The sequence below is a fragment of the Maribacter litopenaei genome (assembly GCF_025244665.1).
Lineage (GTDB): Bacteria > Bacteroidota > Bacteroidia > Flavobacteriales > Flavobacteriaceae > Maribacter > Maribacter litopenaei.
The window spans coordinates 1,476,273-1,498,314 of record NZ_CP104205.1 but is presented as its reverse complement, the minus strand read 5'-3'; the positions used below and the strand labels follow the sequence as shown (position 1 = coordinate 1,498,314).

15 protein-coding genes and 6 pseudogenes are annotated in these 22,042 nt (G+C 39.6%); 15 read left to right on the top strand and 6 right to left on the bottom strand.

Translation table 11 applies throughout. The features are described 5' to 3' along the window. Positions 1-18 precede the first annotated feature (18 nt). The 5 genes and pseudogenes from NYZ99_RS07940 (at position 19) to NYZ99_RS07925 (ending at position 5,777) form a co-directional block, all read left to right on the top strand. Positions 19-2,393 (top strand): annotated as a pseudogene (locus tag NYZ99_RS07940) (FtsK/SpoIIIE family DNA translocase). 89 nt (positions 2,394-2,482) lie between these two features. After that, positions 2,483-3,127: an outer membrane lipoprotein periplasmic chaperone LolA1 gene (lolA1, locus tag NYZ99_RS07935; protein ID WP_260574760.1), complete on the top strand. Its 645-nt coding sequence runs from the start codon at positions 2,483-2,485 to the stop codon at positions 3,125-3,127. Between the two features lie 74 nt (positions 3,128-3,201). Then, entirely contained in the window at positions 3,202-4,644 is a 1,443-nt protein-coding gene (locus NYZ99_RS07930; RefSeq protein WP_420845202.1) for an LptF/LptG family permease, read from the top strand. Continuing rightward, positions 4,634-5,059, top strand: coding sequence for a 3,4-dihydroxy-2-butanone-4-phosphate synthase (locus NYZ99_RS22865; RefSeq protein WP_420845201.1), 426 nt, complete (start codon positions 4,634-4,636; stop codon positions 5,057-5,059). The genes NYZ99_RS07930 and NYZ99_RS22865 overlap by 11 nt, the downstream gene beginning before the upstream one ends. Beyond that, positions 4,998-5,777, top strand: a pseudogene (locus NYZ99_RS07925) (3,4-dihydroxy-2-butanone-4-phosphate synthase). Before NYZ99_RS22865 ends, NYZ99_RS07925 begins: the two are co-directional and overlap by 62 nt. Position 5,778: 1 nt before the next feature. On the opposite strand, the pseudogene NYZ99_RS07920 reads toward NYZ99_RS07925, so the two are convergent. Together NYZ99_RS07920 and NYZ99_RS07915 are read right to left on the bottom strand one after the other, a co-directional pair. Continuing rightward, positions 5,779-6,975, bottom strand: a pseudogene (locus NYZ99_RS07920) (DegT/DnrJ/EryC1/StrS family aminotransferase). Between the two features lie 26 nt (positions 6,976-7,001). Next, the gene (locus tag NYZ99_RS07915) at positions 7,002-7,352 is read right to left on the bottom strand and encodes a pyruvate kinase (RefSeq protein WP_260574759.1); all 351 of its coding nucleotides are present in this window, start codon (positions 7,350-7,352) and stop codon (positions 7,002-7,004) included. Positions 7,353-7,524: 172 nt separating this feature from the next. Between NYZ99_RS07915 and NYZ99_RS07910 the strand changes: the two genes are divergently transcribed. The 10 genes and pseudogenes from NYZ99_RS07910 to NYZ99_RS07865 all read left to right on the top strand — a co-directional run bounded on the left by NYZ99_RS07910 (position 7,525) and on the right by NYZ99_RS07865 (position 16,512). Beyond that, positions 7,525-7,923: a hypothetical protein gene (locus NYZ99_RS07910; protein ID WP_260574758.1), complete on the top strand. Its 399-nt coding sequence runs from the start codon at positions 7,525-7,527 to the stop codon at positions 7,921-7,923. Positions 7,924-7,994: 71 nt separating this feature from the next. Then, positions 7,995-9,890 (top strand): annotated as a pseudogene (locus NYZ99_RS21640) (efflux RND transporter permease subunit). Continuing rightward, positions 9,872-12,331 (top strand): efflux RND transporter permease subunit, encoded by a 2,460-nt coding sequence (locus NYZ99_RS21635; RefSeq protein WP_338039392.1) that lies wholly within the window; start codon positions 9,872-9,874, stop codon positions 12,329-12,331. Before NYZ99_RS21640 ends, NYZ99_RS21635 begins: the two are co-directional and overlap by 19 nt. Before the next feature lie 10 nt (positions 12,332-12,341). Next, complete coding sequence (locus NYZ99_RS07895; protein ID WP_260574757.1) at positions 12,342-12,575, top strand: hypothetical protein; 234 nt, start codon at positions 12,342-12,344, stop codon at positions 12,573-12,575. Further along, on the top strand, positions 12,556-12,687 hold the full coding sequence (locus NYZ99_RS07890; protein ID WP_260574756.1) for a hypothetical protein: 132 nt from the start codon (positions 12,556-12,558) through the stop codon (positions 12,685-12,687). The genes NYZ99_RS07895 and NYZ99_RS07890 overlap by 20 nt, the downstream gene beginning before the upstream one ends. A 17-nt stretch (positions 12,688-12,704) precedes the next feature. Next, positions 12,705-13,478: an efflux RND transporter periplasmic adaptor subunit gene (locus tag NYZ99_RS07885; protein ID WP_420845200.1), complete on the top strand. Its 774-nt coding sequence runs from the start codon at positions 12,705-12,707 to the stop codon at positions 13,476-13,478. 64 nt (positions 13,479-13,542) lie between these two features. After that, the gene (locus NYZ99_RS07880; protein ID WP_260574755.1) at positions 13,543-13,986 is read left to right on the top strand and encodes a thioredoxin family protein; all 444 of its coding nucleotides are present in this window, start codon (positions 13,543-13,545) and stop codon (positions 13,984-13,986) included. An 85-nt stretch (positions 13,987-14,071) separates the two neighbouring features. Next, positions 14,072-14,970: pseudogene (locus NYZ99_RS07875) on the top strand (FAD:protein FMN transferase). Continuing rightward, entirely contained in the window at positions 14,967-15,179 is a 213-nt protein-coding gene (locus NYZ99_RS07870; RefSeq protein WP_260574754.1) for a DUF4266 domain-containing protein, read from the top strand. The pseudogene NYZ99_RS07875 and the gene NYZ99_RS07870 overlap by 4 nt, the downstream one beginning before the upstream one ends. 22 nt (positions 15,180-15,201) lie before the next feature. Further along, the gene (locus NYZ99_RS07865; protein WP_260574752.1) at positions 15,202-16,512 is read left to right on the top strand and encodes a DUF3570 domain-containing protein; all 1,311 of its coding nucleotides are present in this window, start codon (positions 15,202-15,204) and stop codon (positions 16,510-16,512) included. A gap of 21 nt (positions 16,513-16,533) precedes the next feature. Here the strand turns inward: NYZ99_RS07865 and NYZ99_RS07860 are convergent, their stop codons facing one another. The 4 genes and pseudogenes from NYZ99_RS07860 to NYZ99_RS21630 all read right to left on the bottom strand — a co-directional run bounded on the left by NYZ99_RS07860 (position 16,534) and on the right by NYZ99_RS21630 (position 22,002). After that, entirely contained in the window at positions 16,534-17,841 is a 1,308-nt protein-coding gene (locus NYZ99_RS07860) for a TolC family protein (protein WP_260574751.1), read from the bottom strand. A 52-nt stretch (positions 17,842-17,893) separates the two neighbouring features. Continuing rightward, a pseudogene (locus NYZ99_RS07855) lies at positions 17,894-20,922 on the bottom strand (efflux RND transporter permease subunit). Next, complete coding sequence (locus tag NYZ99_RS07850) at positions 20,922-21,839, bottom strand: efflux RND transporter periplasmic adaptor subunit (protein WP_338039391.1); 918 nt, start codon at positions 21,837-21,839, stop codon at positions 20,922-20,924. The pseudogene NYZ99_RS07855 and the gene NYZ99_RS07850 overlap by 1 nt, the downstream one beginning before the upstream one ends. Next, positions 21,790-22,002 carry a hypothetical protein gene (locus tag NYZ99_RS21630; protein ID WP_338039390.1) on the bottom strand — a complete coding sequence of 71 codons (213 nt, stop codon included), beginning with the start codon at positions 22,000-22,002 and terminating at the stop codon, positions 21,790-21,792. The genes NYZ99_RS07850 and NYZ99_RS21630 overlap by 50 nt, the downstream gene beginning before the upstream one ends. Between the last annotated feature and the right edge of the window lie 40 nt (positions 22,003-22,042).

Sequence of the window (22,042 nt, the reverse complement as noted above, 5' to 3'; positions counted from 1 at the left end):
CCCCGTAATAGAGTTTACATGGCAAAAAAGGCATCCAAATCAAAGCCAAAGGCTACATCTACTAAGAAAAAGAATCCTTTTAGGATATCCAAACAGAATAAGATTATCTTGGGTAGTCTTCTAATACTCTTTAGTATAGCCCTATTCTTTTCGTTTGTCTCTTTTTATTTTACCTGGGAGCATGATCAAAGTTTATTGACCGAGTTCAAGAATAGAAATGAGGAAGCCAAAAACCTTCTCAACAAATTTGGGGCTAGTATAAGTCATTTCTTTGTTTATAAGGGATTTGGGATTGCTTCTTTGATTATCCCTTTTTTACTATGCCTAACTGGAATATATATGTTCCTTGGATTGAACAAAAAAGGATTGGTAAAGAAATGGATATGGGGGCTCTTGTTCCTTATTTGGTTTTCAATAGCCTTTGGTTTCTTCGCTGCTGAAAGCCCATTGCTAGGAGGGCTTGTAGGTTATGAAATGAACGATTTTCTTCAAGATTATACTGGAAAGATTGGAGTATTGTTGCTATTGGTTTTTGGTTTGGTTTTCATCCTTGTTCGTCTATTCAATCTAACTCCTGAAGGTATCGCCGAATATGTTAGATCTAAGAAAAGTGAACTTTCTGCAGACTTTAAACCTTCCAAAAAAGATAGCGATACTGAACCGAACGAGGAAGATACTCTAACAAGTTCCGAAGATGAGGACCAAGTAATCATTGATACTTACACCCACAAAGAGGAAATACCACATTTGGATAAAGAAGATGATGACTTTAAAGTTTCAGTTCCTAAAGAGGAGGAAGAGGAATTGGCCATGGAAGTTGAGCAAATAGTAGAAGAACCAGAAGAAATAGATGTTTTGGCCAGTAAATTGGTGGACGATTTTGGTGAGTTTGATCCCACACTAGAACTGGGAAACTACAAATTTCCTAATATTGATTTATTGGATGCCCATGGTGTTACCGGAGGAATTACCATTAATCAAGAAGAGCTTGAGGAAAATAAGGACAAAATTGTTGAAACCCTCAAAAATTATAAAATAGGGATTGCCCAAATAAAGGCTACCATTGGCCCTACGGTAACACTTTATGAAATAGTTCCGAGATGCCGGTATACGAATTTCCAAAATAAAGAACTTAGAGGATGATATTGCCTTGTCCCTTGCGGCACTGGGTATTAGAATCATTGCCCCAATTCCAGGGAAAGGGACTATCGGTATTGAAGTTCCCAACAAAAACGCGACCGTTGTTTCAATGCGTTCGGTCATAGCATCAAGCAAGTTCCAAAAAGCTGAAATGGAACTACCTATTGCATTTGGGAAAACAATCAGTAATGAAACGTTTGTAGTTGACCTTGCAAAAATGCCCCATTTATTGATGGCTGGTGCTACTGGCCAGGGTAAATCGGTTGGATTAAATGCCGTATTAACTTCACTTTTATATAAAAAACATCCCGCCGAGGTTAAGTTCATTTTGGTAGACCCCAAGAAAGTGGAACTTACGCTTTACAATAAAATAGAACGACACTTTTTGGCCAAACTTCCAGATTCCGAAGAGGCAATTATCACGGATAATACCAAGGTTATAAATACCCTTAATTCACTGTGTATTGAGATGGACAACAGATATGAACTGTTGAAATTGGCCATGGTGCGTAACTTAAAGGAATACAACACCAAATTCAAGGCGCGCAAATTAAATCCGAACGACGGTCATAAATACCTTCCTTACATCGTATTGGTCATAGATGAGTTCGCCGACCTAATTATGACAGCCGGCAAGGAAGTTGAAACCCCCATAGCGAGATTGGCCCAATTGGCTAGGGCTATTGGTATACATCTTATAGTGGCTACACAAAGACCTTCGGTAAACGTTATTACCGGTATAATCAAGGCAAACTTTCCGGCCAGGATCGCATTCCGGGTTACGTCAAAAATCGACTCAAGAACTATTTTGGATGCGCAAGGAGCAGATCAATTAATTGGAAGGGGTGATATGTTGTACACCCAAGGCAATGATGTCACTCGTATTCAATGTGCTTTTGTAGATACTCCGAAGTGGCCAAAATAACGGAATATATTGGTTCACAAAGGGCGTATCCCGAGGCGCATGAACTTCCTGAATATGTTGGAGAAGATTCGGCACGAGTGTTGATTACGATATTGAGGACAGAGATAAAATGTTTAGGGAAGCGGCAGAAGTAATCGTAATAGCACAACAAGGTTCCGCCTCGTTAATTCAACGAAAGTTAAAGCTTGGTTATAATCGTGCAGGACGAATTATAGATCAACTTGAGGCAGCTGGCATTGTTGGCCCCTTTGAAGGAAGTAAAGCGAGACAGGTCTTGATTCCGGACATGGCATCACTGCAACAATTATTGGATAATGAAAGCCCTTAATAGGCATTAATAAATGAAAATATCAAGTCATGCCCACTAAAAAGTTAAACTTTAAGGGTAATGGTGAAAATTTTAAAATGAGAGAAAAAATGAAAAAAGTACTACTTGTATTGGCTATAGTCTTATCGGCAAATATGTTAAGTGCCCAAACACCTGAAAAAGCCAAGTCATTGTTAGACGAAGTATACAATAAGGTAAAAAGTTATGATAATATCTTTGTTGACTTCAAATTCGATCTTAAGAATGCAGAAGCTGGAATTAATCAGGAAACCAGAGGAGATGTTACGCTTGCGGGTGACAAGTATGTATTCAACTATTTAGGTTCAAAACAACTTTATGATGGTAGAAAAGTATATACCATCGTTCCCGAAAATGAAGAAGTTACCATTGAGGATCAGTCCGAAGATGAAGACGCGATGACACCTTCAAAAATGTTGACTTTCTATAAGGAGGGTCATAATTATGAGTGGGATATTCTTCAAAACGTACAAGGAAGAAAAATCCAATATGTGAAACTGACCCCAATAGACTCCAATACCGAAATCAAATCTAGATTATTGGGCATTGATATGGGTACCAAACATATTTATAGGCTTATTGAAACTGGAAAGAATGGCACGAAAACTACCATTACTGTTAATTCTTTTAAAACAAATCAGCCTTTATCCTCCACCTTGTTTAATTTTGACGAGGCCAAATATAAAGATGAAGGGTACTACATCTTAAGAAATTAAAACCATTGAGAATATTAGACCGGTATATATTATCCAGGTTTACCTATAATTTTGTCAGTTCGTTTGTAATATTGATGTTTATCTTCATATTTCAAACGATTTGGCTTTTTATAGATGATTTGGCCGGCAAGGGTTTGGATATCATCATAATCGGGAAATTCCTTTTCTATCTTATGCCAGATCTTACGGAGAAAGTACTGCCGTTAACAGTGCTCCTCTCCTCTATCTTGACATTTGGGGCCTTTGCGGAAAATTACGAGTTTGCGGCAATGAAGGCGTCCGGTATTTCACTTCAAAGGGCCATGCTAAGCTTGATAATTTTTGTGACCCTTCTTGGTGGACTTACGTTCTTTTTTGCAAATTCCGTTATTCCCCTATCACAACGTAAAATATACAATCTTAGAAAAAATATTGCCAAGGTAAAACCAGCTGCAGTAGTGGCAGAAGGTGTGTTTAGCGATTTTGAAGGGATGAATATAAAGGTCGATGAAAAATATGGTGACAATGACCGATACCTTAGAAATGTCATTATCCATCAAAAAAATAATAGAAACCAGAACAATGTTGTTATAAAATCTAAGCAAGGAGAATTGGTGAGCAGCGAAGATTCTGATATTGTACAATTGATTTTAAAGGACGGCCATTATTATGACGATGTAGAATCAAAAAACAATAAGCTTAAATATCCTCATGCAAAGGCGGATTTTGATACTTACATTATGAATATTGAAATCCCGGAATTGAACAATGAGGATTTAGAGGCGGAACAGGATATTAGTACGGATAAAATGAAAAATATATCCCGCTTGCGAAAGGATATTGATTCACTGAGGAATGATAATTATAAAATCGTCAGGGCATTCTCAAAGAGTATTGGAAATAGAATGGGAATGTTCCAACCGCTAGACCCGAGCGATACTTCAAAAATAAAAACACCATTACAAATTAGTCAGGACTCTATTAGGCAAATAAAATTGGCGGTTCTAAAAAATAATCCTTCGAAACAAGATTCTATAAAGGAGGATATATTCCATCTTTTCCCTTTTTATCTTAAAATGCAAATAATAAATTCAGCAAAAAATGCCACTACCAACGTTTTAAATTCTGTTAGCGGCAAAAAAGAGGAAATGCAGAAACGCTATAAGATTTATAACATGCACATTCTGTCTATGCATAATAAATATGCATTGGCATTTTCATGCATTATATTGTTTTTTGTTGGGGCGCCCCTAGGGGCCATCATTAGAAAAGGAGGTTTGGGACTTCCCATGGTTATCGCAATTGTATTATTTTTGGTGTATTATTTTATTGGTGTATTTGCAGGCAATTACGCCAAAGAAGGAAATATTCACCCAATGTTGGGGGCTTGGTTATCGACTTTGATAATGTTGCCTTTAAGTATTTTCTTGACTAAAAGAGCTACCGAAGATAAAGGTCTGATGAGCTTTGGAGTAATAACGGATTTTTTCAAAAACCTTTTTAAGAAAAAAAAGAAAAATGGAGGTAATGACATCTAATCTAACAGATGAAATAAAGTTGAATACGATAGAGGAGGCCATTGAGGATATCCGTAACGGAAAGGTCATTATCGTAGTTGATGATGAAAACAGGGAGAATGAAGGAGACTTTTTAGCCGCCGCGGAACTCGCCACTCCTGAAACCATTAATTTTATGGCTACCCATGGTAGAGGTCTCATTTGCGCTCCTCTTACGGAAGGAAGGTGTGAATACCTCGGGTTGCACCGAATGGTCAATAACAATACGGATCCTTTGGAAACTGCATTTACTGTTTCGATTGATTTAAGGGGACAAGGTGTCACTACGGGTATATCTGCGTCGGACAGGTCAAAAACTGTCTGTGCACTTACCGATGATACAATTAAGCCCCATGATTTTGCCGAGACCAGGACATATCTTTCCTCTAGTGGCTAAAGAAGGTGGTGTACTTAGAAGAACTGGACATACTGAAGCCGCTATTGATTTTGCTCGACTTGCCGGATTAAAACCTGCTGGGGTAATCGTCGAAATCATGAATGAGGATGGTAGTATGGCCCGTCTTCCCCAATTGATGGAGGTTGCCGGAAGATTTGATTTAAAAATAGTGTCTATTGAGGATTTGGTGGCCTATCGCATGGAGCATGATAGCCTTATCCATAAGGAACTTGATTTTACCATTACAACCAGATTTGGTGATTTTAGACTAAGAGCATATAAGCAGACCACCAATAATCATGTGCATCTCGCCTTAACAAAAGGTTCCTGGAGTCTCGGGTGACAAAGTATTGACCAGAATCAATTCCACTCGGTGAACAATGACATTCTTGGAACTCTTACCAATAGTGTGGATTCCCAATTGGAAAATATGTTCAAGGCCGTAAATCAAGAAGGTAAGGGGGCCATAGTTTTTATCAACCAAGATATGGAGTCCATGAATCTTTTATCAAGACTTTCAGAATTAAAGGAACTTCAAAAAGAAGGGGTTTATAAGGCGCCAAAAATAGAAATGGATGCCAAGGATTTTGGGATTGGTGCTCAGATACTCCACGATTTGGACATTTCAAAATTGAGATTGCTAACAAATAGTCAACAATCTAAGAGGGTAGGCATTGTAGGTTATGGTTTGGAAATTGTAGAATACGTTTCCTATTAAGTTAAAGCATAATCTGTTTTATAATTTCGGCCATTCTATTGGCTCTCTGCCGTACTTCGGTTTCCGTCCAACTTAATTTAATTAGACTGGAAATGATCCATACTAATCCATTTGTCAGATTCGGAAAAATCAGACTTGGAGTAATCAGGCATGTTTTTATTGATGTCATCGGGCAACTTTCCCAAAGAAGTCAGATTTATAAGATGCTCCCATTTCCTATAATAATGCCAATTGTTATCGTACCAGTAGAAACAAGCATCCACTCCCCCATCACCTAGGGCTTTGTGGGCTCTTCTGGTCAATACCTCAGTTGGAAGGAAAAAGTTCAAAAAAGAATAATTCTGAATTCCACCTTTTGGGATTCTTCTGAAACTAATACCATCAACATCGGATAAGGCCTTATAAAGAATATTATAATTGTTTTCCTGGATTTCCAAGAATTCATCCAGTCTTCGAATCTGAGCACATCCTACAGCAGCATTTAGTTCGGAAATTCGAAAGTTATATCCCAAGAATGGATGGGTTTCCGCTCCTCGGTTGTTCCCAACATGATCATGTCCATGATCTGAATAGTGATCTGCATTTTTATAATATTCCAAATTATTAGTAATCAAAGCACCACCTTCACCGCAGGTTATCGTTTTTACATAATCAAAGGAAAAACAACCCAGGTCGCCATAACTTCCCAAAGGCTTTCCTTCAAAACTACCACCAATTGCCTGACAGGCATCCTCTAAAAGAATGAGGTTATACTTTTCGCAAATTGTCTTTAAGGCTTTTAAGTCGGCCATAGATCCACACATATGAACTGGCATGACCACCTTCGTGTTTTTAGTTATGGCCTTTTCAACCGATGAAGGATTTAGGGTCAGGGTCTCATCTACATCTACAAGGATCGGAATGGCCCCTATCGCCAAAATCGACTCAAAACTGGCCACAAATGTAAAGGTTGGCATAATTACTTCATCCCCTGCGCCAACACCGGCGCTAACCAAAGCCACTGTTAGGGCCGCGGTACCACTACTAACCAATTGAGCATATTTGGATTGCATTCTTTTGGATATTGCTTCCTCCAATTCTTTGGCTTTCCAATGTCCCTTGCGGGCACTATCAAAGCCATAGCGCATCAAGACAGTCGTGTCCGAACATCGTTTACACTTTGCCTTTCCTTTTCCCCAAATAATTCAAAACCTGGCATACTTACATTTTAGATTGAGAAGATACTTATTTTAGTTTGGATTTAAAGTGACGGTAGATTTCTAGTTTTTCGTCATTAGTAAACTTCTTTTCTTGGAACCAATCGTGGGCCGTAATTTTTTCGTTCTCAATTTGTGCTTTTCTTATGGCCTCCAAAGAGACCAAGTGCCAGTGAGTGCCCCTGTTTCTAGATACGGAATAGCCAATATCTTCAGTAATATAGGAGGTCTTTGGTTGATTTATTAAACGGATACCATTTTTCAAGATGGCCAGTGTTTTCGTCAAAGAAATTACCTCGGAAAATGAGTATCGTACAAAGTCTGCAAATCCATTTTGCCTCGTATTATACACTTTGTCTCCAACTTTTAATTTATCCATACGACTAAAAGTCCGCAAAAATAAAAGTTGACTTTAGTTTCACAATTACCATTTTATGGAATTTATCAACATCCATTTACGTTATTGCATACTTCACTCCTTAAATTTAGACTGATTCCATTTAACAAGTTGGTATTCATATTTTTATAGTCTTTCTTTAAATTTGCTTACGGTGAGCAAATTATTTTCCATAGTAATGTCCTTTGTAATCCTATTACAAAGTATTGGTCTTCATTCAGATGATTTAGTCCAGATCGATGAATTCATCGAGCATGCCAAATTTCATAGTGAACAATACGGAGACAACGTACTTGTTTTTATATCAAAACATTATGGAGAACTGAAAGCGGCGCATGAAAAAGAACATCAGGAAGAAAAAGAAGATCATGAACAATTGCCCTTTCAGCACCATTGCCACTTAAGCTCCATTGTGGCCTATACTACCGATCCGTTGGACTCCGAATTGGAGACCCAAATGATTATGGAGTACAATGCCGCAAATTTTTATTATCAACCACCCTCTTCTTCCTCACACACCAAAGGATTGCTACAACCGCCCCGGTATTCATAAATTAATCAGATTACACTTCGATTCCGAATTACCTAATTCGGACAATTTTAATGTTGATTATTTTATGACATATGCTATCACATATTATTAATTTCAGTATAAAGAACAAGTTTATTGTACTTCTTTTTACTTGTTTCATTATAGGTTTTGGAATTTATTCCCTTACAAAAATTCCCATTGGTGCGGTCCCGGACGTGACCAATAACCAAGTGCAGGTGATCACGACCTCAAGAAATTTATCCACCCAAGATATTGAGCAGTTTATCACCTATCCTGTTGAATTAGAAATGGCGAATTTACCCGGTGTGACCGAGATTCGATCCGTATCCAAATTTGGACTTTCCGTGGTAACTATTGTTTTTGAGGATGACCTGGGTACCTATTTGCCCGAGACAATTAATAGCCGAAAAAATAAAATCGGCCTCTGAAAAAATCCCCTCCAATTTCGGCACTCCGAAATGGGGCCAATAACCACAGGTTTGGGAGAAATCTACCAATATATATTAGACGTAAGACCGGAATATAAAGATCAATATTCCGCGGAAGACCTGAGAACCATTCAGGATTGGGTCGTGAAAAGGCAACTATCCGGGATTCCTGGCGTGGTAGAAGTCAATACTTGGGGCGGTTTTTTAAAGCAATACGAAGTAGCTATTAATACCGAGAAACTAAACGCCATGAACATTAGTGCGCAGGAGGTGTTTACCGCGGTAGAAACGAATAACAGTGTAGCTGGAGGTGGATATATAGAAAAAGTGAACCAGGCCTTTTTTATCAGAGGTGAAGGTTTGGTAAACTCCCTAAAGGACATAGAAAACATCGTTGTTAAAAATAACGATGGGGTTCCCATCTATATAAAAGATGTAGCCCAAGTAGGTTTTGGCAATGCAACCCGATTTGGTGCCATCACAGGAAACGGCGAAGGTGAAAAGGTTTTAGGCCAAGTGATGATGCTAAAGGATGCCAATTCAAAAAAGGTTATCGAAGCGGTAAAGGAACGTGTTGCGAGTATTTCCAAATCACTACCAGAAGGTGTTTATATCAATGCATTTTTGGATCGTAGCGAACTTATTGCCAAAACGACGTTCACAGTAACCGAAAACCTTATCCTTGGATGTTTGATCGTTATTTTTGTGGTGGTATTGTTATTAGGGAATTTTAGGTCAGGTCTCGTGGTAGCATCGGTCATACCACTATGTTTATTATTTGCCCTTTCGTTGATGTATATTTTTGGTGTGGATGCCAACTTGATGAGCCTTGGTGCCATTGATTTTGGAATCATTATCGATGGTGCGGTTATCATTGTGGAATTTATTGCATTTAATGTAACCAAGAAAAGAAGCGAGTTAGCCGGTTTGACTATAAGCGAACAACAAGATTTAAGGGATAGTATTACCTATACTGGTGCCACTAAAATGATGAATTCTGCCATCTTTGGTCAATTGATCATCCTAATTGTTTTTATTCCCATACTATCCCTGAGCGGGGTGGAAGGCAAAATGTTCAAGCCAATGGCTTTGACCTTCAGTTTTGCCTTAATTGGGGCCATGATTTTATGTTTTACCTATGTTCCGGTGGTATCCTCCCTTTTTCTAAAACCATCAAAAACAACTGATAAAAACATCTCTGTTCGTCTAATGAATTGGTTGACGAAAAAGTACGACCCTATTATAGACTGGGCATTACGAAGTAAAAAAGTGGTTTTAGGGGTTGCTGCGGCGCTTTTAGCTATTGCTGTTTCATTGTATTTGTCTATGGGAGGTGAATTTGTTCCTACATTGGATGAAGGGGATTTTGTAATTCAACCTGTACTAAAAACGGGTACTTCCTTGAGTAACACTGTTGAAATCACCACTGAGATAGAAAATATCCTATTGAAACAATTTCCCGAGGTAAAGCAAGTGGTTACCGAATTGGTGCCGCAGAAGTACCTACAGACCCCATGTCCATGGAGGAAAGCGATGTAATCATTATACTAAAACCTAAGGACGAATGGACATCAGCGGAATCAAAAGATGAATTGGCCGATAGTTTCAAAGAAGCCTTGGCTGTAATTCCAGGAATGGAGGTTGAATTCACGCAGCCCATTGAAATGCGTTTTAACGAACTCATAACAGGGGTACGTGCCGATATTGCTATCAAGGTTTTTGGTGAAAACTTGGATATTCTTGCTAAAAAAGGAAAGGAAATAGGTGAACTAATTCAAGATGTTCCGGGTGCCGCCGATATTTCAGTAGAAAAAATTGCGGGACTACCGGAAATGAACGTTAAATACAATCGCACCAAGATTGCTAGATACGGTGTTAATATCCAGGATTTGAACGATATGATTTCCATGGGATTTGCCGGTAAGACGGCAGGAAGCGTTTTTGAAGGGGAAAAGAAATTTGATTTGGTAATCAGGCTTGATAGTAAAAAACGCCAGGACATTGAAAATCTCAAAAACCTATATGTGGATCTTCCTTCCGGAGGAAAAATCCCTTTAAGTGAATTGGCAGAGATCACCTACCGAGAAGGTGCTGCAAAAATTTCACGGGACGATACCCGAAGAAGAATCGTTGTTGGTATCAACGTTCGAAACAGGGATTTGCAATCTGTAGTAGACGATGTTAGAAAACTGATAGATGAGAACATTACACTTCCAGTGGGGTATTCCATTACCTATGGAGGCCAGTTCGAAAACCTACAAAGTGCAAAATCAAGATTGATGATTGCCGTGCCAATTGCACTGATACTCATCTTTATACTGCTTTATTTTGCTTTTAAATCAGTTAAGGAAGCCCTAATGATTTATTCGGCCATTCCTTTGGCAGCTGTAGGTGGCGTGCTCTTGTTATGGATACGGGGTTTGCCCTTCAGTATTTCAGCGGGGGTCGGTTTCATCGCTCTTTTTGGTATCGCTGTACTTAATGGTATTGTACTTATTGAACATTTCAAAGAGTTGAAGGCGTCTAATAAATTTGATAACATGAACGATTTAATAAAAGAAGGAGCCAAAGATAGGCTTAGGGCCGTACTTCTGACAGCCTCGGCTGCTGCCCTTGGATTTTTACCTATGGCCATATCAACGAATGCGGGAGCAGAAGTGCAACGTCCTTTGGCAACAGTAGTTATTGGTGGCTTGATTACCGCTACTATTTTGACACTAGTTGTATTGCCAGTATTGTATTCCTATCTGAGCAGTCATCAGAAACGAAAAAGCACACATCTTTCAAAACAAACCAACCTCATAATTGGTTTGTTGATTATTTTTGGGTCAGGTCATCTAAAATCACAGGAGGCGTCAAAAAATTTAGAGGCCTTGATACCTATCGCGATTGAAAACAATGCCGGTCTGAGAGCATATCAATTACAAATGGAACAATCGGACGCTTATGTCAATAGTGCCTTCGATTTCGATAAAACTGATGTGTACTATGCCTATGATGAGAACAACCTAGCAATAAACAATTTGCCTTTAAAGGTTTTTGGAGTTGCCCAAAGTTTCAGTTTTCCAACTGTTTACTTTTCCAAAAGAAGGGTGAACAAAGAGCATTATAACATTTCCAAAAGCAATTATGACATCCAATTAAAGAATTTGGAAAGGTCTGTAGTTTCAGGTTATTACCAATACCAGGTAGCTAGGGAGATGGCCAATGTTTTTCAAATATTGGATAGTCTTTATGGTAACTTTTCCAATATAGCCGATAGGCGATTTGAATTAGGTGAAACCAATTATCTCGAAAAAATAACGGCAACGTCAAAACAGCGGCAAGTACAACTTAAATATGCCGAGGCTTTGAGGAATGTAGATATAAACTATCAGAATTTGATGAAGATAGTACAATCACAAGATAGCATTGCTATTGCTGAAGAGCCTATTTTAAAGGTGCCTTTAGAAGATATAACTGTTTCATCGAGCCCGGAAATTTCTTTTTATCAAAATCAAATCGACTTAAAAAGGGCCGAAAAAAATCCGGAAAATCAACAACTGCTTCCCGACATTGGCGTGGAATATTTTCAAGGTACCAATGATGGCCTCAACGGAAACCTTCATGGTTACCAGTTAGGGCTAAAGATTCCGTTGTTGTTTGGCGGCAAAGCTTCAAGGATGAAGTCGGCTAAAATCGCGGAACTAAGTGCGGAAGCCGCTTATACCAATTACGAGATACAGCTCAGTACAAGATTGTCAACTTTGAAAAAGCAACTTCAAGTGCTCTCAAATTCTTTGGAATACTATGAGAACGAGGGAGGTCTATTATCCGATGAAATTCTGAAAATGGCCAATAGTAGCTTTCAGAATGGAGAAATAGACTTTTACCAATACATACAGAGTTTGGAGAGTGCTTATGATGTAAAGCTAGAATATCTGAATAAACTACAAGAATATAATTCCACGGTAATTGCCATTAATTACTTAACCTTATAAACAGAAAACCATGAAGTCATTTATATATTATTTTCTATCGTTTGCCCTTTTATTGGGCATTGCCAGTTGTGGTGAAGGAACAATCTCCGCAGAAAACCAAGGGGATACCGAAGGTTCCCCCTTTATTGAAGTATCACAGGCACAATTTGATCAACTTGCCATGGAAATGGGAAGTATTAAAGAAATGTCTTTTCCAATTAGTGTAAGCGTAAACGGCATGATCGATGTACCACCAGGAAAATAGAGCGGTCGTAAATGCCACTATGGGAGGTTATATTAAAACAACCCCATTTTTAATTGGTGACAAGGTAAGCAAAGGACAGACCTTGGTAACCCTGGAGAATCCGAATTTGTAAACCTTCAGCAGCAGTATTTGGAGGTAAACGAACAGCTCTCCTACTTAAAGGCTGAATATGAAAGACACAAGATCATGTCCGAAGAGAACATTACATCACAAAAGAATTTTTTGAAATCGGAAAGCGAATATAAATCTGCCTTGGCGAAGCATACCGGATTGCAAAAGCAATTGATTATGCTAAACATCTCCCCTGAACAAGTTAAAAATGGAAATATCGTTTCAACTGTATCAGTTAAGGCTCCCATTTCAGGAAGTGTTACGAAGGTAAACGTGACAAAAGGAGCATATGTTTCCCCAGCTTCGGCCATTTTGGAAATTATTGATAATGACCATGTTCATTTAGAACTTTCTGTTTTTGAGAAAGATATCATGAAAGTGAAAAAGGGCCAACGCATTACCTTTACTATACCGGAGGCCTCTCAAGAGACCTTTAAAGCTGAAGTGCATTTGGTAGGCACCTCCATCGACGAAAATAGGACTATAAAGGTACATGGACATTTAGAGGAGGAAGGAAAGGAAAACTTCCTGACGGGAATGTTCGTGGAAGCAAACATTATAACGGAAGACATTCAGGAAAAGGCCTTGCCAAATACGGCCATCGTAACCATTGAGGATAGCCCCAATGTATTGGTACTGGAAAAAAAGGAAGGGGACACATATTATTTTTCACAAAAAGTAGTTACTGTATCTGATGAGCATGATGGATTTTCCATAATACAGGAGGCGGATAGTTTTGCACCAAAAACCCAATTCTTAACCAAAGGAACCTACAACCTTATCGGGGAGTAAAAAATTGGGTTTTAATTGAAAGCTTTTGGTACACTAATTGACTAAGCGATTAATAAAAATAGAGATGAACTTGAAAATAAACTTGCTTTCCATTTTTTTCTTTGTGGGTATAACATCGGCCCTTTCGCAAGAATGGCAAACCAATTTTGGCAAGGCGCAACAAATAGCTAGAGAGAATCACAAGCCGATTATTTTGGTATTCCAGGGTTCTGATTGGTGCGCCCCTTGTATTAAATTGGACCGGGAAGTTTGGAGTACGGATGAATTTCAAAAATATGCCGAGGACCATTATGTAATGCTTCAGGCAGATTTTCCTAGAAAAAAACTGAATGCCCTTCCTGAAGACCAAGCCAAGGCAAATGCCAAGCTTGCCGAACAATATAACAAAAATGGTATTTTTCCTTTTGTGGTTGTTTTAGATGAGCAAGGCAACGTACAGGGAGAGACCAGTTATAAAAAAATGAGTCCAAAAGAATATATACAGCTTTTGGATTCCTTTATGGAATAGTTTGAGAAATATAATTTTTGTTTGGGCTCTTTTGACTTCTACTGTAATTTTTTCACAGCAGAACTATCAACGTACGCTTAAGTTGATGGGAAGCCGTTTTGACATTACCGTGGTGGCAAATGATTCGGCCAACGCAAATAAGTATATTGATCTAGCGGTCAATGAAATATCACGAATAGAAAAATTGATATCCTCTTGGGACCCAAATTCCCGAGACTTCCGAGATTAACAGAAATGCAGGGATTAAACCTGTGCAAGTGGAATCGGAGCTATATGAATTGATCAAGAGAACTATCGGTATTTCAAAATTAACGGATGGTGCCTTTGATATCAGTTATGCTTCTATGGACCGTATTTGGAAATTCGATGGCAGCATGAAGGAAATGCCGCCTGAAGAAGAAATAACAGCATCGGTAGCGAAGGTCGGTTTTCAAAATATTATTTTGAATCCGAGAAGAACAGACTGTTTTTCTGAAAATGGAAGGCATGAAAATCGGTTTTGGGGCAATAGGAAAAGGATTTGCCGCGGACAAAGCAAAGCAATTGTTGATGGAACATGGTGTGGTGGCGGGTATCATAAATGCTTCCGGGGATATGAATACTTGGGGAAAACAGGCCAATGGGGAATTTCGGAAAGTGGCCATTACGAACCCAATGGACAAAAACAAGGTGTTTGCCCTGTTGCCTATAACGGACGGTGCTGTGGTAACATCAGGAGATTATGAACGTTACGTAAACTTCAAAGGAAAACGGTACGCTCACATTATTGACCCACGAACCGGATATCCGGCTACGGGCATTATTAGTGTGACCGTATTTGCCCCCAAGGCCGAATTGGCGGATGCTTTGGCTACCTCTGTTTTTGTCATGGGAAAAGAAATTGGTCCGGACAGAATCAATCAACTGCCCAAAGTGGAATGTATTATAATTGATGACAATGGAAACATTTCAAAATCCGATAATATCGAAATAGATAAATTATGATAAAAAAATTGATGTTGATGACCTTAATGGTTGTCTCCTTTAGCAGCTGTGTAATGGTTAAGGAATACGAGAAAGTAAATATCAACGACCCGGATATGATTTTGGCGGACAAGCCCTGTGACCGCAATGTTACGACCATGCATTCTTACAGGGAAGCGGCGGCAGGTGCCAATGGTGGAAAAACAGGAGGGGGTTGCGGGTGCAACTAATTGAAAACGGACAACATTGATTATGACGAGTCTTAGAAATTATTTGATCATATTCCTATCGTTATGTGCAGCTATTGCCAATGCCCAAGATCAAAGTGACCATAGTACCTATAAGAAGCGGGTTTTGGAAACTACCGAAGTTGATTTCCTTACCAGCTACTATTCCCAAGATGGGGACAATGCCGCAGTCAGTGGGGGTATTGGTACTGAAAAATTGACCGATGCTACTGGAACCTTTGTAGTCTCCATCCCATTGAATGACGACGATGTACTTACCATAGATGCCGGTGTATCCGCCTATACTTCAGCATCATCAAGTAATATTAATCCTTTCGATGGCGGTCGAAGGGCAGACCCATTTGTGGCCAGTTCCGGGGCTTCCAGTGGGGATGTATGGGTCAATCTAACCGGTTCCTATTCGCATAGTTCGGATGACCGAAATAATATCGTTTCCGGGAAGCTATCCGTATCCTCTGAATATGATTATTTTTCTTTTGGCTTTGGAGGAAGTTACTCTAGGCTTTTCAATGAAAAGAATACAGAGATAAGCGTTAACGCAAATGTGTATTTGGATTCTTGGAACACCATTTATCCCTTTGAGCTGAGAGCTTTTGGAAACAACGGGATTGGCTTTTTTAGACCTACTGAAATTACCGGCAACGTAAATTATAATCCAAATTTTACTGAATTCGACAAAACAAACAGAAACTCTTATTCGATAGGATTGGGCTTTTCCCAAATATTACATAAAAACCTTCAAGGTTCGCTCGCTTTAGATTTTGTAAAACAGCAAGGACTGCTTTCTACCCCATTTCAACGTGTTTATTTCATTGATGTAGCGGATTCCTTCATCGAAGATTTTCAATTGGCAGATGATGTGGAAAGACTACCTGACAGTAGGTTTAAGGTAGCTATGGGAGGTAGGCTAAATTGGTTTGTGAATGAATTGATTACGGTTCGCACTTTCTATCGGTATTATTTTGATGATTGGGGCATTAACTCACACACCGCCAGTTTGGAAGTTCCTATCAAAATTTCTGATAAGTTTACCTTGTATCCTTCCTATCGTTTCTACAATCAAAGCGCAGCGGACTATTTTGGTGGGTACGAAACACACCTATCCACTCAGGAGTTCTATACATCCGACTATGATTTATCTGAATACAAAGCCAATCAATTAGGCTTTGGTGTTTCCTATACGGACATTTTCACCCAAATGCATATTTGGGAATTCGGACTAAAAAGTATCGACCTTAAATTTTACAAATACGACCGTGATACTACCTTTAGCTCCTATATCATTACCGGAGGGTTTAAGTTTGTAATGGACTAGTACTATAAAAAAGCCAAGTATTTAAATGGATAAATTCCCTGCTAGTTGCTTTAGGATGATTTCAGATAGTTTTGCTTGAAATTTGGCATTACTGAACCTGACCTTAGCATTGATATAATTTAACTGGGCAGTCCTAAACTCAATGGTAGGTATAATACCGATTCTATATTTTTCCACAGTAATGTCCAAATTCTCCTTGGCAATAGCCTCATTGTTTCCCTCTAGCTCGATAAGGCTCACATTGGTGAGGTAGGTTTGGTAGGTAGTTCCCAAGGTCGCCAATAAATCCTGCTTCCGTTGGGCGATGGCCACTTCCGAGTTTTCTATCTGCAATTTCACTATTTTCTCGTCCCTGTTTTGAGTAAAGCCGTCAAATAGGTTCAAGGTGGCGCCAAAGCCATAGCTGAAACCTTTGGAATTGGAAGAAGTGATAAATCCCAAACTTGATTCAGATTCGCTAATAATATATCCCGTGGTAGCGGTAATAGTGGGCAACCTAGCGGCCTTAATCTGTTTTAATTCCAATTCCGAAATTCGCTTGTTAATCTGAGAGGCCAACAATTGGGGATTTTGGCTCAAGACCATAGTTTGAAGTTCATCCAAAAGCAGGGATTCATCTACAAAAATTTCAGGTACCACCTTAAAATCGGTCTCTAGGTCACGGGCCAATTGCTGGTTCAATTGAATTTTTGTATTGGCATATTGTTCCTTTTGACGCTGCATTAAGGTTTCATCCGTATTCAAATCCACTTGGGCGTTCAAAACTTCCAATTTGGAGGCCTTCCCAATGGTAAACCTATTTTGTGCCAATTCCACCCGTTGTTTTGAAATCAAAATAGTACTATCCAAAGCGGTAAGTTGCTGCTGTTGCTGTACCAAATCATAATACGTAATCATCACCTCCCCTACAGTGGTCAATATGACCTGTTTCAATTCCGCATCGCCTAATTTTCTGTTTTCTTTTAGTTGCTCGTAATTCGCGAACATTCTGAGACCATCAAAAAGTGTCCAATCCAGTGCTACACCATAATTTAGGCTATTGTTTACGGCATTGTCCAGTTCTTGTACGGTTCCATCCAATCGCACTTGGGAAAGATTAGTAGTCCTGTTATTGTCAGTGATATTAGCTTGAACAGAGGGCAGCATTCCTGCATAACCCAAACTAACTCCATATTCATCGACTTTCAAATCGTTCTTGGCCGTACGTATCTGAAAATTATTTTCTAAGGCCAACTTTACTGACTCATCAATAGTGAGCACCTCCTGTGCAGTAATTATAAAAATGTTCAAAACAATAAATAATGAACTTATAGGTATTCGATATGGCATTTTAATACGTTTCTAATACTTTGAATTCAGGCCTTTCCACTCTTTCCTTGGATCATAAATAATATAAAGCAGGAATAACAAAGAGGGTCAATACCAATGAGAACATGGTTCCTCCAATGATAACCACTCCCATCCCAATTCTACTGGTAGATGCCGCTCCTAATGACAGGGCAATTGGCAAAGCCCCAAGAGCTATGGTTAAACTTGTCATTAAAATAGGCCTCAATCGAGATTCAGAGGCCTTGAAAATAGCCTCGTGTTTGGACATACCCTGTTCCCTAAGTTGATTTGCGAACTCTACAATCAATATTCCATTTTTGGTCACCAATCCAATTAACATGATGGTTCCAATTTGGCTGAATATATTCCAGGATTGACCAAAAAGCCATAAAGAAAACATAGCGCCGGCAACTGCCATAGGTACGGTCAATATAATAATAAAGGGATCTATAAAACTTTCGAATTGAGCGGCCAAAATCAGAAATATCAATAATAAAGCCAGCCCAAAAGCAAAAAGGGTATTGGAACTACTTTCCACGAAATCACGGGACTCACCACCCAAATCCGTTGTGAATGAATCGTCCAAAACTTTGTCCTTAATTGCCTCCATGGCCTCGATACCGTCGTTGATAGTTTTACCCGGGGCCAAATTAGCAGAAACGGTTGCGGACATATATCTGTTGTTGTGATACAATTGCGGTGGGCTACTGTGCTCAACAGTTTCCACCAAATTATCCAACTGAATCAATAATCCATCATCGTTCTTCACAAAAATGGATGTTAGGTCCATTGGAGCATCCCTATCCTTTTTGTCAAACTGACCAATTACCTGATATTGCTTACCGTTCATTAAAAAGTATCCAAAACGTTGTCCGCTCAAGGATAATTGTAAGGTCCGGGCAACATCACGCACCGAAACCCCGAGGCTCTCCGCCTTTTCACGATTGATGTTCACATAAATTTCAGGCTTGTCGAATTTTAAGTTAACGTCTACAAAGGAGAACGTTTCGTCCTGTTCAGCTTCTGCCATAAACTCAGGAATTTTTTCTTCAAGTTTTTCAAAATTTTGTGCCTGAATTATAAATTGGATTGGAGGTCCTCCCCTTCTGTTTACGGATATGGTAGGTCTCTCCGACACATTGGATTTTCCACCCACATAGGCCTTGGCCCATCTACCGAGGTCATTGGCTATTTCATTCGGGAACGTTCCCGTTCACTAGGATCCACAAGGGCCACATTTGCCCTTCCGCTATTGACCGAGGAAGCTCCAAAACCTGGAGAAGTCAAGACGAGGCTTACTTTCTTTTCCGGAATGGAGTCGTTGATCAATTCTGTAATATCCGTCATCAACCGATCCATGTACTCATAAGAAGAACCTTCCGGAGCGGTCACGTTCAAACGGACAAAACTTCGATCATCATAAGGGGCAGTTTCCTTTGGTAAAAGGGTGTAAAAAAGTGCAATAAGACCCAAACATCCTATCAGTATGGGGAAACTAAGCCATTTCTTTTTCATAAACCCTCTTAAAGTCTCGGCATAGTAATCATTCATTTTTACAAAATATTTTTCCGTAAAATGATAGAATTTGGACTGTTTTTGTTTCCCGGGTTTTATTAAGTAGGCATTCAGCATTGGTGTCAAAGAAAGCGAAACAAAAGCGGACACCAACACCGCAGCGCCTAGTACAACCCCAAATTCCCTAAATAACCTACCCACAAAACCCTCCAAAAATATAACCGGAAGAAAAACCGCTGCCAGGGTAATGGATATGGAAATTACGGCAAAGAAAATTTCATTAGATCCTTTTATGGCCGCTTCAATGGGACTCATCCCCTCTTCTACCTTCTTATAAATGTTCTCTGTGACCACAATTCCGTCGTCCACAACAAGACCAGTCGCCAAAACAATGGCCAAAAGGGTAAGTACATTGATAGAAAAACCAAACAACCACATAATGAAAAAAGTGGCTATCAATGAAACCGGAATATCGATCAAGGGCCGCAAGGCCATTGACCAGTCTCTAAAGAAAAAGTAAATGACAAGGATTACCAGTATTATGGAAATCAATAGTGTTTCCCCTACTTCTGTTACCGCCTTTTTTACAAAAACGGTATCGTCAATAACCACATTGAGCTTAAATCCCTCAGGTAAGTCCTTTTTCAATTTTTCGTACTCCTCATAAAAGGCATCGGCGATCTCCGGATAATTGGTTCCAGGTTGCGGAATGACCGCCGTTGCCACCATGGGCTGACCCGAATCGCTCATCTTGGTCTCCATATTTTCACCTTCCAGTGAGGCCTTTCCAATATCGCTAAGACGTACCAACTTTTCACCTTCGGCCCTAATAATGATGTTATTGAACTGTTCCTCGGTTTGAAGATTTCCAATAGTTTTAACAGCAAGTTCTGTATTGTCCCCTGTCAATTTTCCGGAAGGTAATTCCACATTCTGTGCCGGAAGGGCACTTCGTACATCGGCCACGGTCAATCCATAAGAAGCCAATTTTATGGGGTCTATCCATAAACGCATCGCATATCTTCTTTGACCCCAAATTTGTACACTACTCACCCCTGGAATGGTTTCTATTCTTGGGGTGATAACGTTCTCCGCATAATCGGACAACTCCAATATATTCTTATCATCACTTTGTACGGTCATTGAAAGAATACGTTGGGCATCTGCATCAGATTTAGAAACAACCGGGGGAGCATCCAAATCCTCGGGCAGACTACGTATAGCCTGTGAAACCTTATCACGCACATCATTAGCGGCATCCTCTAAATTTTTATCGAGGTTAAATTCAATACTTATAGAACTGGAACCTTGAACACTAGAGGAAGTAATATTACGAATACCATCAATGGAGTTGATAGCCTTTTCCAAGGGTTCCGTAATCCGGGACTCGATGATATCCGCGTTGGCCCCGGAATAACTTGTTCTTACGGATACTTGTGCTGGATCTATGGATGGGAACTCCCTAATTCCTAAATAAGTATACCCAATGATACCAAACAGTACTATGGTAATGTTCATTACGATAGTCAGTACTGGTCGCTTAATACTTAGGGTAGATAGATTCATTACTCCGCTGGCTTTAGTACAGTTTCTTCAATCTCAACGGTTACAGGGGCCCCGTTCTTTAAGGCCATTACCCCATATGTCAATACGGTATCCCCAACGTTCAATCCATTCAATACGCGAACCTCGGATCCCGTGCGTGCACCAATTTCCACATCTATTTCTTTGGCCTTACCATTTTCTGCTACAAAAATTTTCTTTCCATTTTGTACTGGTATCAAAGCTTCCGAAGGAACCAAGAGGGCATCATTTACCGTCTGTAGGGGTAAAACCACATTCGCATAGGCGCCTGGGTATAACGTTCCGTCCAAGTTGTCGGCAACGGCCCGCATTCTTAATGTTCTAGTGGCAATCTCAACCTCAGGTTCTATGGCGTAGATAGTCGCAGAATAATCTTTGGAGGCATCAGAAGTCTTAAAGGTAAAGTTAGAGCCTTCTCTTATCCGGGATGCATACTTTTCCGGAATGGAAAAAGTGATTTTCAATTTACTGGTGTTTACAAGTTTGGCCACAGGGGTGGAAGGTGTTACATAGGTTCCCACTGAAATGGAACGGAGTCCGATGGTTCCAGTAAAAGGAGCCCGAATTATGGTTTTTGATAATTGGGCGGATATCAGGGATGCCTCCGCATTTGCCGACTGAAAATCAGCACTTGCAATATCATATTCCTCCTGACTAATGGCTTGCTTGTCTAATAATAGTTGAGCCCTTCTTTCATTTTCTGCCGCTAATTTTTCTGCAGTTTTTGCTTTTGAAAGCTGGGCCTGAAGTTCTATATCATCAACCTTAAAAAGTACCTGCCCTTGATTGACCTTACTACCCTCCTGAAAGTTGATACTCTTAACTACTCCGGAGACCTCACTTCGGATGTCAATTTGTTCGTTTGCCTCCAACGTTCCGAGAAAGCGAGATGTTATCATCAAATTTCCTGGGGGTCAGAACTACCCCCTTAACGGTAGTTTTTTTGATTTCTGTAGAGGGTTTTGCAGGCTTTCCAATATTGGCATTGGCATTAATGCGGTATACGATCATGCCTCCCAAACCCACCGCAAGCAGCAAATAGATTATATACTTGAATTTCATAGGGTAAAGATGGTAGTTTGTTTTTCTTGGTCTCTCAAAG

Coding starts and splice junctions, on each gene's coding strand:
- NYZ99_RS07930 (WP_420845202.1), top strand. CDS start 3,202: ATGTTTATCTTCATATTTCAAACGATTTGGCTTTTTATAGATGATTTG.
- NYZ99_RS07915 (WP_260574759.1), bottom strand. CDS start 7,352: ATGGATAAATTAAAAGTTGGAGACAAAGTGTATAATACGAGGCAAAAT.
- NYZ99_RS07880 (WP_260574755.1), top strand. CDS start 13,543: ATGAACTTGAAAATAAACTTGCTTTCCATTTTTTTCTTTGTGGGTATA.
- NYZ99_RS07865 (WP_260574752.1), top strand. CDS start 15,202: ATGACGAGTCTTAGAAATTATTTGATCATATTCCTATCGTTATGTGCA.
- NYZ99_RS07860 (WP_260574751.1), bottom strand. CDS start 17,841: ATGCCATATCGAATACCTATAAGTTCATTATTTATTGTTTTGAACATT.
- NYZ99_RS07890 (WP_260574756.1), top strand. CDS start 12,556: ATGTACCACCAGGAAAATAGAGCGGTCGTAAATGCCACTATGGGAGGT.
- NYZ99_RS22865 (WP_420845201.1), top strand. CDS start 4,634: ATGACATCTAATCTAACAGATGAAATAAAGTTGAATACGATAGAGGAG.
- NYZ99_RS07895 (WP_260574757.1), top strand. CDS start 12,342: ATGAAGTCATTTATATATTATTTTCTATCGTTTGCCCTTTTATTGGGC.
- NYZ99_RS21630 (WP_338039390.1), bottom strand. CDS start 22,002: ATGAAATTCAAGTATATAATCTATTTGCTGCTTGCGGTGGGTTTGGGA.
- NYZ99_RS21635 (WP_338039392.1), top strand. CDS start 9,872: ATGGAGGAAAGCGATGTAATCATTATACTAAAACCTAAGGACGAATGG.
- lolA1 (WP_260574760.1), top strand. CDS start 2,483: ATGAAAAAAGTACTACTTGTATTGGCTATAGTCTTATCGGCAAATATG.
- NYZ99_RS07850 (WP_338039391.1), bottom strand. CDS start 21,839: ATGATAACATCTCGCTTTCTCGGAACGTTGGAGGCAAACGAACAAATT.
- NYZ99_RS07870 (WP_260574754.1), top strand. CDS start 14,967: ATGATAAAAAAATTGATGTTGATGACCTTAATGGTTGTCTCCTTTAGC.